The 14510-nt window shown below is 62.1% G+C and carries 11 protein-coding genes; 1 reads left to right on the forward strand and 10 read right to left on the reverse strand.

Annotation, left to right across the window (positions count from 1 at the left end; all coding sequences use genetic code 11):
* Positions 1–17: 17 nt before the first annotated feature.
* The 8 genes from mraY to coq7 all read right to left on the reverse strand — a co-directional run bounded on the left by mraY (position 18) and on the right by coq7 (position 8775).
* On the reverse strand, positions 18–1187 hold the full coding sequence (gene mraY, locus B0G77_RS04630) for a phospho-N-acetylmuramoyl-pentapeptide-transferase (protein ID WP_133661061.1): 1170 nt from the start codon (positions 1185–1187) through the stop codon (positions 18–20).
* Positions 1188–1204: 17 nt separating this feature from the next.
* Positions 1205–2617, reverse strand: a complete 1413-nt coding sequence (gene murF / locus B0G77_RS04635; RefSeq protein WP_133661062.1) for a UDP-N-acetylmuramoyl-tripeptide--D-alanyl-D-alanine ligase — start codon at positions 2615–2617, stop codon at positions 1205–1207.
* Entirely contained in the window at positions 2614–4152 is a 1539-nt protein-coding gene (locus B0G77_RS04640) for a UDP-N-acetylmuramoyl-L-alanyl-D-glutamate--2,6-diaminopimelate ligase (protein ID WP_133661063.1), read from the reverse strand. The genes murF and B0G77_RS04640 overlap by 4 nt, the downstream gene beginning before the upstream one ends.
* Complete coding sequence (locus B0G77_RS04645) at positions 4149–6011, reverse strand: penicillin-binding protein 2 (protein ID WP_133661064.1); 1863 nt, start codon at positions 6009–6011, stop codon at positions 4149–4151. The genes B0G77_RS04640 and B0G77_RS04645 overlap by 4 nt, the downstream gene beginning before the upstream one ends.
* A complete protein-coding gene (gene ftsL / locus B0G77_RS04650; RefSeq protein ID WP_133661065.1) occupies positions 6008–6361 on the reverse strand; it encodes a cell division protein FtsL in 354 nt (117 codons plus the stop codon). Before ftsL ends, B0G77_RS04645 begins: the two co-directional genes overlap by 4 nt.
* Positions 6358–7311, reverse strand: coding sequence for a 16S rRNA (cytosine(1402)-N(4))-methyltransferase RsmH (gene rsmH / locus B0G77_RS04655; RefSeq protein ID WP_133661066.1), 954 nt, complete (start codon positions 7309–7311; stop codon positions 6358–6360). The genes ftsL and rsmH overlap by 4 nt, the downstream gene beginning before the upstream one ends.
* A gap of 15 nt (positions 7312–7326) precedes the next feature.
* Entirely contained in the window at positions 7327–7755 is a 429-nt protein-coding gene (gene mraZ / locus B0G77_RS04660) for a division/cell wall cluster transcriptional repressor MraZ (protein ID WP_133661067.1), read from the reverse strand.
* A 390-nt stretch (positions 7756–8145) separates the two neighbouring features.
* Positions 8146–8775 carry a 2-polyprenyl-3-methyl-6-methoxy-1,4-benzoquinone monooxygenase gene (gene coq7, locus B0G77_RS04665; RefSeq protein WP_133661068.1) on the reverse strand — a complete coding sequence of 210 codons (630 nt, stop codon included), beginning with the start codon at positions 8773–8775 and terminating at the stop codon, positions 8146–8148.
* A gap of 301 nt (positions 8776–9076) precedes the next feature.
* Here coq7 and B0G77_RS04670 point away from each other — a divergent pair, with 301 nt between their 5' ends.
* Positions 9077–10261, forward strand: coding sequence for a porin (locus B0G77_RS04670; RefSeq protein WP_133661069.1), 1185 nt, complete (start codon positions 9077–9079; stop codon positions 10259–10261).
* A 288-nt stretch (positions 10262–10549) separates the two neighbouring features.
* Here B0G77_RS04670 and B0G77_RS04675 read toward each other — a convergent pair whose 3' ends face one another.
* A complete protein-coding gene (locus B0G77_RS04675) occupies positions 10550–12223 on the reverse strand; it encodes a long-chain fatty acid--CoA ligase (RefSeq protein ID WP_133661070.1) in 1674 nt (557 codons plus the stop codon).
* A 160-nt stretch (positions 12224–12383) separates the two neighbouring features.
* Positions 12384–14462 carry a molybdopterin oxidoreductase family protein gene (locus B0G77_RS04680; RefSeq protein ID WP_133661071.1) on the reverse strand — a complete coding sequence of 693 codons (2079 nt, stop codon included), beginning with the start codon at positions 14460–14462 and terminating at the stop codon, positions 12384–12386.
* Positions 14463–14510: the final 48 nt, after the last annotated feature.

Raw genomic sequence — 14510 nt, forward strand, 5'->3', positions numbered from 1 at the left:
TTCGTTGCTTCGACTGCTTAACGCAACTTGAGCGTGGACAAACCGAACAGACACAACATCAGCGTGATAATCCAGAAACGCACGACCACCTGCGTCTCCTTCCACCCTGACAATTCGAAGTGGTGATGCAACGGCGCCATCTTGAAGAGGCGCCGCCCTTCGCCGAAACGGCGCTTGGTGTACTTGAACCACGTGACCTGCAGCATCACCGAAAGCGTCTCCGCGACGAAGATGCCGCCCATGATGAAAAGCACAATCTCCTGACGCACGATCACCGCGACCGTGCCGAGCGCGCCGCCCAGCGCCAGTGCGCCGACGTCGCCCATGAACATCTGCGCGGGGTGCGTGTTGAACCAGAGGAACGCAAGCCCGGCCCCGCCCATCGCGGAACAGAAGATCAGCAGTTCGCCCGCGCCTGGAATGTGCGGAAAGAGCAGGTACTTCGAATAGACCGAACTGCCCATCACATACGCAAACACACCGAGCGACGCACCGACCAGCACGACGGGCATGATCACAAGGCCGTCGAGACCGTCGGTGAGGTTCACCGCGTTGCTCGCCCCCACGATCACCAGATACGTCAGCACGATGAAGCCCCACACGCCGAGCGGATAGGAGATCGACTTGACGAACGGCAGCAGCAGGTCGGCGCGCGCGGGCAGCCCCATCGACAGGCCGCTCCTCACCCAGGCCATGAACAGGTCGAACACCCGCACGTTGCTCGCTTCCGATACGCTGAAGGCGAGATACACCGCGGCGAAGAGGCCGATCACCGACTGCCAGAAATACTTTTCGCGCGACGACATGCCGCGCGGATCCTTGTAGACGACCTTGCGATAGTCGTCGACCCAGCCGATCACGCCGAAGCCGAACGTGACGAGCATCACGATCCAGATGAAGCGGTTCGTGAGATCGCCCCACAGCAGCGTCGATACCGCGATGCCGAGCAGGATCAGTACGCCACCCATTGTGGGCGTGCCGGATTTCACCAGATGCGTCTGCGGACCTTCCTTGCGCACGGCCTGGCCGACCTTCATCGCGGTCAGCTTGCGAATCACCGCCGGGCCACAGACGAGCCCGATCAACAGTGCGGTGATGGTTGCCATCACCGCACGAAACGTCAGATAACTGAACACGCGCAAGAAGCTTGCGTCATTCTGCAGCCATTGCGCCAGCGCCAGTAGCATGCCTCGGTCCTTCTATTTCAGTGTGCAGCGGGCGCTTCGCCCGCTGCGTTGGGTTGTGGACTCGTTACGGCGTCCACCACGCGCTCCATCTGCATGAAGCGCGAGCCTTTCACGAGAATCGTTGCAGCCGATCCGAAGCCAGCCTGCAGTAAATGCGCAACCAGCGCGGGAACGCCGTCAAAGTGACGGGCCTCCGCGCCGTAAGCGCTGCATGCATCGCGCGACGCGTCGCCCATGGCGACGAGCGCATCGATGCCGCGTTCTTTCGCGTACGCACCGACTTCGCGATGAAATGCCGGGCCGTCGTCGCCCACTTCGCCCATGTCGCCCATCACGAGTACGCGCGGCGACGGTTGCGAAGCGAGAACGTCGATCGCGGCGCGCATCGAGTCGGGGTTCGCGTTGTAGGTGTCGTCGATGACGGTTGCGCCAGCGAGCGCGCCGAGCGCCGCGCGCTTGACCTGCAGGCGGCCCTTCACCGCACCGAACGCTTCGAGACCGCGACGGATCGCATCCAGCGACACACCTGCTGCGAGCGCGGCTGCCGTCGCTGCAAGCGCATTGCGGGCGTTGTGTTCGCCGAGCACCTGCAGCGTGATCTCGACGCGGCCTTGCGGCGTGTCGATCGTCAAACGGTTGCCTGCGAACGTAGCGGTTATCGCGGCGTCGGTCGCGCGCTCCGCACTGTTGAGTGCGAAGTCGAGGATGGGGTTGCCGGTGGCCGCGACCCGCCAGATGCTTGCATATGCGTCGTCGGCGGGGAACACCGCGACGCCGTCGGGCCGCAACGCGTGAATCACGCTGGCATGTTCGAGCGCGACCGCTTCGACAGTCGCCATGAACTCCTGGTGCTCGCGCTGCGCATTGTTCACAACGGCCACAGTCGGTTCGGTGATTTTCGCGAGCAGATCGGTTTCGCCCGGATGATTCATCCCGAGTTCGACGACCGCCAGTTGATGCGCTTCCGTCAGGCGGAAAAGCGTCAGCGGCAAACCGATGTCATTGTTGAAGTTGCCCGCAGTCGCGAGGCGCGCTTCGCTGCCCACAGCGGCCGCGAAAATCGACGAGATCATTTCCTTGACCGTCGTCTTGCCGTTGCTGCCCGTCACCGCGACAAGCGGCATCGAGAAGCGACGGCGCCAGCCGCGCGCAAGCGCGCCCAACGCGACGCGCGTGTCGGCGACGCGCAATGCCGGTATGCGCCAGTCGCCCGGGCTACGGGTGACAAGCGCGGCGCTCACGTGACGCGTCGCAACTTCCGGCAGGAAATCGTGCGCGTCGAAGCGGTCGCCCTTCAGCGCGACGAACAGGTCGCGCGGACCTGCGGTGCGGCTGTCGGTCGACACGCGGTCGAAGGTGGCGGACTCGTCGCCGAGGACGGTCGCGCCCGGAATCAGTAGAGCGGCTTCGCGCAGGGAGAACATCGTCATTCGCCACCTCCGCGGGCCTGCGTCGCACGCGCGGCGAGCGCGAGGCGTGCGTGATCCTGATCGGAGAAAGCGCGTTTCTTGCCCATGATTTCCTGTGTCGCTTCGTGCCCCTTGCCGGCCAGCACGATCACGTCTTCGCGTGCCGCGTGACGGATCGCCTGCAGGATCGCACTGGCGCGGTCCTCGATGCGGCGCACCTTCGACGCGTCCTGCATGCCCGCGACGATCTGGTCGATGATCGCGGCCGGCTCTTCGCTACGCGGGTTGTCGCTCGTGACGACCACACCGTCTGCCAGCTTTTCCGCAATCGCACCCATCAGCGGACGTTTGGTCGCGTCGCGATCGCCGCCGCAGCCGAACATGCAGACAAGCTCGCCGCCGCGCGCCTGCGCCATCGGGCGCAACGCTTCGAGTGTTTTTTCGAGCGCGTCCGGTGTGTGCGCGTAATCGATCACGACGAGCGGTTCGTCGTTCTGCAGTCGCCCGCCGAGACGCTGCATGCGGCCGTTCACGGGTTCGAGTTTCTGCAATTCGGCAAGTGCGGCTTCGAACGGCACGTCGGCCGCTAGAAGCGCGCCCAGCACGCCGAGCAGATTGCTGACGTTGAACGCACCGAGCGTCGCGACTTCGACATCGGCGTTGCCCCAGTCCGAAGTCAGATGAAAGGCGGTGCCGGTTGTTGTCGCGCGGACGTTCGACGCCAGCAGCACGGCGTCGGCGGGCGCGTCTTCGCGGTCATTGAGACCATAGGCGATCGTGCGGACCCTGCCTTTTACGTTCCCGATCAGGCGGCGGCCGGTTTCATCGTCACGATTGATCACCGCACAGCGCAGGTCCGGCCAGTCGAACAGACGCGCTTTCGCCGCCTCGTACGCAGTGAACGTGCCGTGGTAATCGAGGTGATCCTGAGTGAGGTTCGTGAAGACGGCGATATCGAACGAGGTGCCGTTCACGCGGCCCTGATGCAATGCATGCGACGACACTTCCATCGCGATCGCCCGCGCGCCAGCGTCGCGGAACTGCGCGAGGCTGCGCTGCAGTTGCGGCGCGTCGGGCGTCGTGAAGCCCGTGTGGACGAGCTGGCCCGGCATCCCGCTGCCGAGCGTGCCGATGATCGCGCAGCGCTTGCCGACCGCCGTCAGCGCCGCGGCGATCCACTGGCTGCACGACGTCTTGCCGTTTGTGCCCGTGACGCCGACCATCAGCATCGCGTCGCTCGGATCCCCGTACCAGCCGCTCGCGATCGAACCGGCGAGTTCATCGAGCGCAGGCACGGCAAGCGTCGTCGCCGGATCGATGGCTCCGGTGAAGTTTTCAGGCTGAACGAGCACGGCTGCCACGCCGCGTTCAATCGCGTTGTCGATGAACGGCCGGTTGTCGGCGCCCTCGACGGCGTACGCGAGAAAGACGTCGCCCGCAGCCAGTGGACGCGTGTCGGCATGCAGATGCGCCGCTGGCTGCACGCGGGCGTGCAGCCAGTTAAGCGCGTCGGCGATCTGCCGGTGCGCGGGATGCCCCGAACGCAGTGCGCTCATCTGAGCACTCCAGGACGGTTCTTTGCGTTATTGGCGATCGTCAGCTTCTTCGCCGCGCCACCGGTGGCGAGTTTCCTGGCCGCGGGTGCAGGCGCAGCGGGCGTGGGCGGAGGCGCCGTATCGTCGGACACGACCATCTGCTTGACCGGCATATCCGGCGGCACATTCAGCGTGCGCAGCGTGTCGCCGACGATCGACGAGAACACCGGACCCGACACCTGACCGCCGAAGTGGCTGCCTGCCGTTGGTTCGTCGACCGAAACGGCGACGACGATGCGCGGATTCGGCATCGGCGCCATGCCGACGAACGATGCGCGGTACTTGGATTTGTCGTAGCCGTGAGCGCCGTGTTTGTACGCCGTGCCGCTCTTGCCGCCGACGCGATAACCCGGCACCGCCGCATCCGGCGACGTGCCGCCTGGCGCGGTCACGGTTTCGAGCATTGCTCGGACCTCACGCGCGGTGGTCGGCGAGAAGATCTGCGGGCCCGTCACCGGCTGGTCGCCCGGCGTGCGGAAGATCGACACCGGCAGAATCTGGCCGTCGTGCGCGATCGCGGTGTACGCGCGAGCGAGCTGGAACAGCGACGCCGACAGGCCGTAGCCATATGACATCGTCGCCTGTTCGATCCGCCGCCAGTTGCGCCACGGACGCAGACGTCCCGCCACCGCGCCGGGGAAGCCGACCTTCGGCGCCTGACCGAGACCGATGCTCGTATACATATTCCACATCTCTTCCGGCTTGAGCGTCATCGCGATCTTGGTCGCACCGATGTTGCTCGACTTCTGGATCACGCCGCCGACCGTCAGCACGCCGAACGCGCTGTCATCCGTGATCTGCGCGCCGTCGAGGACGAAGCGGCCCGGACCCGTGTCTACCAGTGTACTCGGCGAGACGCGGTGCAGATCGAGTGCCAGCGAGATCGTGAACGGCTTCATGATCGAGCCCGGCTCGAACACGTCGGTCAGCATGCGGTTGCGCAGCTGTTCGCCGGTCAGATGCGAGCGGTCGTTCGGGTTATAGGTCGGATAATTGACAAGGGCGAGCACTTCGCCCGTGCGGACGTCGATGACCATTGCCGTACCGGCCTTCGCCTTGAATTTCTCGACGGCGGCCTTCAGGTTCGTGTACGCGATGTACTGGATCTTGCTGTCGATCGACAGGTCGACATCGGCGCCGTTGTGCGGCACGACCTGCTCGTCGACGTCCTCGATGACGCGCCCCATCCGGTCCTTGATCACGCGGCGGATGCCGGAGGTGCCGGCGAGCATCTTCTGGTCACCGAGTTCGACGCCTTCCTGGCCTTCGTCTTCGACGTTGGTGAAGCCGATCAGATGAGCGGTGATCTCGCCTTCCGGATAGAAGCGTTTATATTCTGCACGCTGATAGATACCGGGAATGTCGAGTTCGGCGACCTTCGCGGCGACGTCGACGGGTACCTGGCGCTTCACGTAGACGAACGTCTTGTCTTCGGACAGCTTCGCGCGCAGTTCCTTCTGCGTCATGTCGAGCAGTTTGCCGAGCACGGCGAGCTTGTCCGCGCCGAGATCGTCTGGCACCGATTCGGGAATCGCCCAGATGGCGCGCACCGGCAGGCTGGTCGCGAGCACCAGCCCGTTACGATCGAGAATCTTGCCGCGTGTGGCCGGCAGTTCGAGTGTGCGCTGATAGCGACTCTCCCCCTGCTTCTGATAGAACGCGTTGCCCGGCCCCTGGATCCAGAACGCCCGCCCGGCGAGCGCGACGAACGCCATGAACAGCAGGAACACGACGAGCCGCGAGCGCCACATCGGCAGGCGCACGGACAGAATCGGATTGGCAGAAAACGCGACGCTCTTGCGCGTCGTCGACTTTCTCATCGCACACCTCCGCGGCGCGAGGCGGCAGCCGGCGCGGAGTCAGGCGCCGACGTCGGCACCGGTGCATCTTCGGCTCTGGCGGCTCCCGGGTCGAGCGTCAGATATTGAGTGCGCCCGGTCGTGGCGGACTGCATCTTCAGCGAAGTCGTGGCGATCTGCTCGATGCGCGAAGTCTTCGACAGCGAGCTCTGCTGATATTGAAGCTGTGCGTAGTCCTGCTGCAACTGACGCTCCTGCGACTGGGCGCGCTGCAACTGGATAAAAAACTGACGCTGCTGATTGGTCGCGTTGACGACGGAAAGCGCACATCCCATCACGACGATCAGCAGGAAGATATTGAGGCGGCTCATGGCGCGATCCGCTCCGCGACACGCATCACGGCCGAGCGGGCGCGCGGGTTTGCAGCGACTTCCGCGTCACTCGCGAACACGCGACCAATGATCCTGAGCGGCGGGCTGGGCAGATCGACGGCACGGATCGGCAGGCGGCGATCGACCGCAGGCGCACTGGCGTGCGCCTGCATGAATCGCTTGACGATCCGGTCCTCGAGCGAATGAAAGCTGATGACCACCAGCCGCCCCCCTTGCTCCAGCAACGACAATGCGGCCTCTAAAACGACTTGCAGCTCCGCAAGCTCTTGATTGACGTGAATCCGTATAGCCTGAAAGGTGCGGGTTGCCGGATCCTTGCCCTTCTCACGGGTTTTGACGACGTTAGCCACGATTTGGGCAAGCTCGCCCGTGCTGACGAGAGGCCCAAGACGGTCGGACTCTGCCCGGCGAGCAACAAGCGCCTTTGCAATCTGAAAAGCAAACCGTTCTTCCCCATAATCTCGTATCACCTCCGTCAGTTCCTGCACCGTGGCCCGCGCCAGCCAGTCAGCGGCAGACTCGCCGCGCGTCGGGTCCATCCGCATGTCGAGGGGGCCATCGGCGCGGAAACTGAAACCCCGCTCCGGATCGTCGACTTGCGGCGACGACACACCCAGATCCAGCAACACTCCCGACACGCGCCCTACCCCGCGCTCCGCAACCGCGTCGCGCAGCGAAGCAAAACTCTCATGCACGATTTCGAAGCGCGGATCGGCAATCTGCCGTGCGGTCGCGATGGCAAGCGGGTCCTTGTCGAACGCAATCAAACGACCTGCCTCGCCCAGCTTGCCCAGCACCGCCCGACTATGACCGCCGCGCCCGAACGTGCCGTCCACATAGACGCCGTCCGTGCGCGTAACCAGCGCATCGACCGCTTCTTCCAGCAGCACCGTGCGATGCTGCAACTCGTTTCCCATCGCAGGTGCCATATATGTAAACCGCGATCAGAACGTGAAATTCTTCAGCGCATCGGGCATGCCCTGCGCCATGGCCGCCTGTTCCTTGGCGGCGTAGGTTTGCGCATCCCACAACTCGAAGTGGCTACCCATACCGAGCAGCATCACTTCCTTTTCCAGCATTGCAGCCAGCCGCAGTTCCGGCGAAACGAGGACGCGACCCGCACCATCCAGGTCGACGTCCGATGCATTACCAAGGAAGATCCGCCGCCACCAGTGAGCGTCCATGGGCAGCGCGGCGATCTTCGTGCGAAAGACCTCCCATTCCGGGCGCGGAAAGAGCAACAGGCAGCCGTCCGGGTGCTTGGTAATCGTCACCCGGCCTTCTGCCTGTCCTTGCAGCGCATCCCGATAGCGCGACGGAATCGACATCCGTCCTTTCGCATCGAGCGTCAGCGCCGACGCCCCTTGGAACACTTCTGCTCTCCCCTGCCGGACACCGAAGGCGGTCCGTCTGTTCTTAAAAATTTACCCGAAAAGGCCCTGTGAATCACACAAAAATACACTTTCTCACACTGTCTCCCACTTTAGAGGAACGCTAAACACGGGTCAAGGGAGATACGTGCTTTTTCAGCGAATTTTGTTTGCTAGAACAAGGACTTAGCGCCCCTCGCTCACGTCAGGCGTAAAAATGGAAAATCGTTATAAATGAATGGACTAGTGCAGTTTGTGAAGGTGATACGTGAAAAGTGCGAGGGAAACGCGTGGCGCGCAAGCGAACTGGGAGGAAGAAAAAGGCAGATCGGCGGACGATTGTCGGTGGGCTGGGTGGGACGGCGCGTAGGCGCTGTCCCACCTGAAGAACGACTATACGTAGTAGGCGGTGCGGGTCATGATCTTCGATGCGGCGCGCATCAGCGCCCGGGCGGGAAACGGCAGTTCGATGCCACCGGCATCGGTGGCGGCCTTGCCATGCGCCGCTTCGTCGACGCGCATCTGCTCGACGATCGCCCGTGATTCGACGTCCGCTTCCGGCAGCTTGTCCAGATGGCCATCCAGATGGTGTTCCACCTGTCGCTCTGTTTCGGCCATGAAGCCAAGACTCACGCGATCGCCGCAACGACCCGCGGCAAGTCCAATGGCCAGCGCGCCGGCATACCAGAGCGGATTGAGCAGGCTCGGCCGGGAATCGAGCGCTTCAAGGCGACGCGCGGTCCACGCGAGGTGATCTTCTTCCTCGCGGGCCGCATGCTCGAAGGCCTCTTTGAGGGCGGGCGAGCGCGCGGTGAGTTTCTGGGCCTGATATAGCGCCTGCGCGCACACCTCTCCAACGTGATTCACGCGCATCAGACCTGCGGCGTGCGAACGCTCTTCCGGCGACATTTCGACGGCTCCGACAGAGGGTGGCGGCACCGGCACCGGCCTGGACATCCGCGAGACACCTGTCATTGAGCGTAAACCCCGGTCCAACTCGGTAATCAATTCATCGAGCGTCATCCAGGCCTCCCTCAATCGACGTCTCATCCACTGCGCGCCAGCCCCCGCAAGCCTCTGTATTCAGCGCCCAAAACAGGTGCATACGGGCTCCTCATCTGACCCGGAATCGCGGGCCAAACTGCGATTCTAGACCATGTTGCGTAAACGAAACAGCGAGTTACACCACGGTCTGCTTTTACTTTGAGCACATTAGGCGTTTTGTTACATTACGGGCAACTTCTCGCGAAGTTACTGCAAGGCAGCAACGCAAGACAACTATTCGCCTTGTTAAAAAAATTCGCAATTCCTTGGAGATCATTCGATGAAAAAGTCGCTTCTCGCTCTGGCAGCACTGGGCGCGTTTGCTGGCGTCGCCCATGCGCAGAGCAGCGTGACCCTGTACGGTATTATTGACGAAGGTTTCAACATCAATACGAACGCGGGTGGCAAACATCTGTACAACCTGTCGAGCGGCGTTCTGCAAGGTAGCCGTTTCGGCCTGCGTGGCACGGAAGATCTGGGCGGCGGTCTGAAGGCGCTCTTCGTGCTGGAAAACGGCTTTGACGTGAACACCGGCAAGCTGGGTCAAGGTGGCCTGATGTTCGGTCGCCAAGCTTACGTTGGTATGTCGAGCCAGTTCGGCACGGTTACGTTGGGCCGTCAGTATGACTCCGTCGTCGACTACGTTGGTCCGCTGGAAGCGGGCGACCAGTGGGGCGGCTACATCGCGGCACACCCGGACGACCTCGACAACTTCAACAATGCGTACCGCACCAACAATACGGTCAAGTACACGAGCGCAAACTACGGCGGCTTGACGTTCGGCGGCACGTACAGCTTCGGCGGCCAGGCTGGCAATTTCTCTGCCAATCAGATCTGGTCGTTGGGTGCTGGCTACTCGAACGGTCCTCTCGTGCTTGGTGCGGGTTACCTGAATGCGCGCACGCCGGCAAATCCGGGTGGTCTGTTCAACACCGCTAGCACGACCAGTCCGGCCGCGTCGGCAGTGTCGTTTACGACAAACCCGGTTTACGCCGGCTACCAGTCGGCAAACACGTACCAGGTAGCCGGTTTAGGCGGCGCTTACACGTTCGGCGCAGCGACGGTTGGCCTGACGTACTCGAACGTCCAGTTCTACGGGCTCGGTACGACGTCAGCAACGATCTTCAACCGCGGCTCGACAGCTACGTTCAACAACGGCGAACTCAACTTCAAGTACCAGTTGACCCCGGCACTGCTGGTCGGTGCAGCGTTTGACTACACGCGCGGCACCGCCGTGAACCGCACAAACGGCGCGCCGACCGAGCACGCCGATTACTACCAGGGCGCACTGGGCATCGACTACTTCCTGTCGAAGCGCACCGACGTCTATGTGATCAGCGTGTTCCAGCAAGCTTCGGGGACGGACTCGACCGGCAATTCCGCTCACGCTTCAATCAACGGCCTGACCGCATCGTCGAACAACCGTCAGTTCACGGCTCGCGTCGGTATCCGTCACAAGTTCTAATAAGTCGTAATAAAGCGGTTCACCTCAAAGGCGCCTACGGGCGCCTTTTTTTATGCTCTCGAGGTTTGGCTCCGTGACAGATTGCCTAGCCGGTGGCGACGCCGACCACTCGTGTGACGAAGTTTCCGTCGAAAAGGAAACGGCCCAACGGGTTCGATCCGTCAGGCCGCTTTCTAGAATCTACTGGTCGTTCCGGCTAAGCTTTTGCGTTCTCAAGCGTCGGCATGGGCTGCCAGGAGCCCGCTAACCGCCAGCCAGCTTGAGAGTCGTATCCCGAAAAGCCGGGCCTCACACCCGTCCATCACGCAACTCCCGCCGCAGGATCTTGCCGACATTGCTCTTCGGCAACTCCGTGCGAAACTCGATCAGTTTCGGACGCTTGTATCCCGTCAGTCGCGTCTTGCAGAATGAGAACAGGTCCTCGTCCGTGAGCGCGGGATCCTTTTTAACAATGAAAAGCTTCACTGCTTCACCCGAACGCTCGTCCGGCACACCAACGGCCGCGACCTCAAACACGCCCGGATGCTTCGCGACAACGTCCTCGATCTCGTTCGGGTAGACGTTGAACCCAGACACAAGAATCATGTCTTTCTTCCGATCTACGATTTTCACGTACCCTTTGTCATTCATGACGCCGACGTCGCCCGATTTGAAGAAGCCGTCCGGGGTCATCACCTTCGCGGTTTCGTCCGGACGGTTCCAGTAGCCGGCCATCACTTGAGGTCCGCGAATACAGATTTCGCCCGGTCGGCCGAGAGGCACTTCGTTGTCCTCGTCGTCGCGAATAGACACTTCCGTCGAAGGCAAGGGAAGGCCGATCGTCCCGCTATATTCGGTGACGGTTGCCGGATTGCATGTCACGCACGGCGCAGTTTCCGACAGACCGTAACCTTCGATGATCGGTGTATGAGTTCGTTCGTACCAACGCTTCGCCACCGCTTCCTGCACGGCCATGCCACCGCCGTTCGCGACAAGCAGTTTCGAGAAATCGAGTCGCGAAAACTCCGGGCTGTTCAGCAGCGCATTGTAAAGAGTGTTCACTGCGGGAATCGTTGTAATCGCGTATCCACGCAGCGCCTTGATCATGCCGCTGATGTCGCGTGGATTTGGAATCAGCACGCCCAGACCACCGGTACGGATGGTCAGCAGTCCGCAGACGGTCAACGCGAACACGTGATAGAGCGGCAGTGCCACGACTGTGACGAATTGGTCGATATCCGACCGGTTTGCGCGCGCCGGATCCAGCCACGCCTGTGACTGCAACACGTTGGAGACGAGGTTGCGATGCAGGAGCGTCGCGCCTTTCGCGACGCCCGTCGTGCCCCCTGTGTACTGCAGAAAGGCGACGTCGTCGGGGCCTTGCTGGACGGGCTTGAACGTCTGACGTGCGCCTTCGGCTACGGCGTCATTGAATCCAATGTGACCCGGCAGGCTCCATGCCGGCACCATCTTTTTTACCTTGCGCACGACAAAGTTTACGATGAGCCCTTTCGCACCCATCAGATCGCCCATCGTCGCGACAACGACATGCTTGACGGACGTATTGCCTACGATCGCCTGCAGCGTGACTGCGAAATTCTCGAGAATGATGATGGCTTCGGCACCGCTGTCCTTAAGCTGGTGTTCTAGTTCGCGCGGCGTGTACAGCGGGTTCACGTTCACAACGACGTAGCCAGCGCGCAGAATCGCGGCAATCCCGACTGGGTACTGAAGCACGTTCGGCATCATGATGGCGATGCGAGCACCGCGCGGAATCCCTTTCGACTGAAACCAGCCTCCGAGCTTGCGCGACAGCGCGTCGAGCTCGCCATACGCGATCTGCTTGCCCATGCAGGCAAAAGCCGGCTTGGCCCGGTGTTCGCGAAAACTCTCTTCAAGCAGGGCGGTAACCGACGCGTACCGCGTCGGATCAATTTCTGCTGGAACGCCGGGCGGGTACGATTTCAGCCAGATTTTTTCCATGCGGCGTCTCCTCCTTATATTTTCGAATGGTCGTGCTAAAAACGCATCGTAGCATGCGCGTTCCGGCGATATCCGCGAAAAATCACCGGGTTAGACGCGACCCTCGAACCGCATCGGCCGCTATCTGCAGCCTTGAGCACCGCTGTTGTTTGAGCCGCAATCAGGCGCGCTCGACTTCCACCAGACAATCGTAAAAAGTCGCCGAGCCACCGAGGTCCGTCAAAGCCTGGCTGGTGACCTGATTGGCGTTCCGACCATCCGGTGCAAGCTTTTTCCACCAGATCGACAGGCCGACAACGAGGCCCTCGCGGGCCCGCTCAGTGACCCGGGCGCGCGCCTGCATCGATCCACGATCGTTGAAGATACGCACCAGATCGCCGTCATTGACGCCACGATGGAGGGCGTCGGCGGGATGAATGTCGAGGTGAGGCTCCCCTTCCGTCGAGCGGAGGCTTTCGACATTGACGAACGTGCTATTCAGGAAGTTGCGGGATGGAGGCGAGATCATCGCCAGCGGATACCGGGCGGCCAGTTCAGGCGCCGCATCGGCGGATTCATAGGGTGGCAGATAGTCAGGCAACGGATCGCACCCTTCGTTGGCCAGTCTTGCGCTATAGAACTCGCATTTGCCCGACGGTGTACGAAACGCGCCATCTGCGAACGGCGCATCGGGGAGATTCAGCCTGGCCCACCCAGTTTTTTTCAGCGTCTCCCAGTCGAATCCCTTGAGCACCGGGTCGCTCCAGCGGAACGCGCCTGATGCAACCGCTTCGTCGCTGTCGTAAAGCGCCGGCTCCTGCAGCCCCATGGAGCGAGCAATGCCGCGGAAGATTTCGGTGTTCGGGCGCGCGTCGCCGACAGGTGGAATCGCCGGCAGATTCACCATTACGTGGGTGTGGCCGTATGACTTGTGTACATCCAGATGCTCGAGCTGTGTTGTCGCGGGGAGGAGCAGATCGGCATAGTCGGCGGTATCTGTCTGGAAATGTTCGAGCACGATCGTGAACAGATCCTCCCGCGCAAATCCGGCTGCGACGCGTTCCGAGTCTGGCGCGACGGCAACCGGGTTCGAGTTGTAGACGATGATCGCCTCGACCTTCGGCCCGAACGTTGTGTCGCCGGGATGCAGCAGCGCATCGCCGATGCCGTTCATATTGATCACGCGCGGCTGTTTCGCCGGCCAGCCCGGCATCAGATCAGGGCGCTCGAGCGCGTACGAGTCGACCGGCGTCCAACCAGACGACGACAACAGCAAACCGCCGGCCCGATCGCGCCAGGCGCCGGTCAGCGACGGTAAACAGGCGATCGCCCGTACCGCGTTGCCACCGCCACGGACACGCTGCATGCCATAGTTCAGCCTGATCGCAGCCTTCTTCGTGCGGCCGTACAGCCGGGCAAGGTCGACGATCACCTGTTCCTCGATTCCGCAAATCTGCGCGACGCGTGATGGCGGATAGGCCATGGCACGCGCTTTCAGTTCACGGAAGCCGAGCGTGTGGTCCGTGACGTAAGCGTGGTCGATCAGGTCCTCGGTGATCAGCACATGCATCATGCCGAGGGCCAGCCCGCCATCGGTGCCTGGCTTGAGCGCAATGTGCTGATGGCACTTTTCCGCAGTTAACGAGCGGTATGGGTCGATTGCAATCAGACGCGCACCTCGCCGCTTGGCCTCCTGCGCTCTGGTCCAGAAGTGCAGGTTTGACGCAATCGGGTTCGATCCCCAGATCAGGATGAGTTCGCTTTTGTCGAAAAACTCCGTGAGCATGCCAACGCTCGCGCCATACGTGTACTTGAGACCCGCCGCGCCTGCTGCGGCGCAGATCGTCCGGTCAAGTTGCGATGCGCCCAGTTTGTGGAAGAAACGCTGTGCGATGCTGTCGCCTTGCACGAGTCCCATCGTGCCGGCATAGCTGTAGGGCATGATCGCCTCGGGCTCACGCCGCGCGATTTCAGTCAGACGCGCTGCGGCCAACCCGAATGCTTCGTCCCAGCTTATCGGCTCAAAACGCCCTTCCCCTTTCCGGCCAGCGCGCTTCATCGGCGTCGTGAGGCGCCTCGGGTGGTGAACGCGTTCCGCATAGCGACTTACCTTTGTGCACAGGACCCCTTGTGTCGGTGGATGATCGGGGTCGCCCGTCACCTTGATCGCCCGCCCATTTTCGACGGTTACGCGCATGGCGCAGGTATCCGGGCAGTCGTGCGGACAAACAGCACGGGCAAAGTCGGCAGGAGCGTTCATCAGATGATCCGTCAGAGGGTGCGAGGGGCGTGTGTGCCGCAATTTTAT

Origin of the sequence: Paraburkholderia sp. BL10I2N1, from assembly GCF_004361815.1 — a bacterium.
Classification (GTDB): Bacteria; Pseudomonadota; Gammaproteobacteria; order Burkholderiales; family Burkholderiaceae; genus Paraburkholderia.

Bases quoted from the DNA above. Each gene is read 5' to 3' on its own strand.
- mraY (WP_133661061.1), bottom strand. From the start codon at position 1,187: ATGCTACTGGCGCTGGCGCAATGGCTGCAGAATGACGCAAGCTTCTTG.
- murF (WP_133661062.1), bottom strand. From the start codon at position 2,617: ATGACGATGTTCTCCCTGCGCGAAGCCGCTCTACTGATTCCGGGCGCG.
- B0G77_RS04640 (WP_133661063.1), bottom strand. From the start codon at position 4,152: ATGAGCGCACTGCGTTCGGGGCATCCCGCGCACCGGCAGATCGCCGAC.
- B0G77_RS04645 (WP_133661064.1), bottom strand. From the start codon at position 6,011: ATGAGAAAGTCGACGACGCGCAAGAGCGTCGCGTTTTCTGCCAATCCG.
- ftsL (WP_133661065.1), bottom strand. From the start codon at position 6,361: ATGAGCCGCCTCAATATCTTCCTGCTGATCGTCGTGATGGGATGTGCG.
- rsmH (WP_133661066.1), bottom strand. From the start codon at position 7,311: ATGGCACCTGCGATGGGAAACGAGTTGCAGCATCGCACGGTGCTGCTG.
- coq7 (WP_133661068.1), bottom strand. From the start codon at position 8,775: ATGACGCTCGATGAATTGATTACCGAGTTGGACCGGGGTTTACGCTCA.
- B0G77_RS04670 (WP_133661069.1), top strand. From the start codon at position 9,077: ATGAAAAAGTCGCTTCTCGCTCTGGCAGCACTGGGCGCGTTTGCTGGC.
- B0G77_RS04675 (WP_133661070.1), bottom strand. From the start codon at position 12,223: ATGGAAAAAATCTGGCTGAAATCGTACCCGCCCGGCGTTCCAGCAGAA.
- B0G77_RS04680 (WP_133661071.1), bottom strand. From the start codon at position 14,462: ATGAACGCTCCTGCCGACTTTGCCCGTGCTGTTTGTCCGCACGACTGC.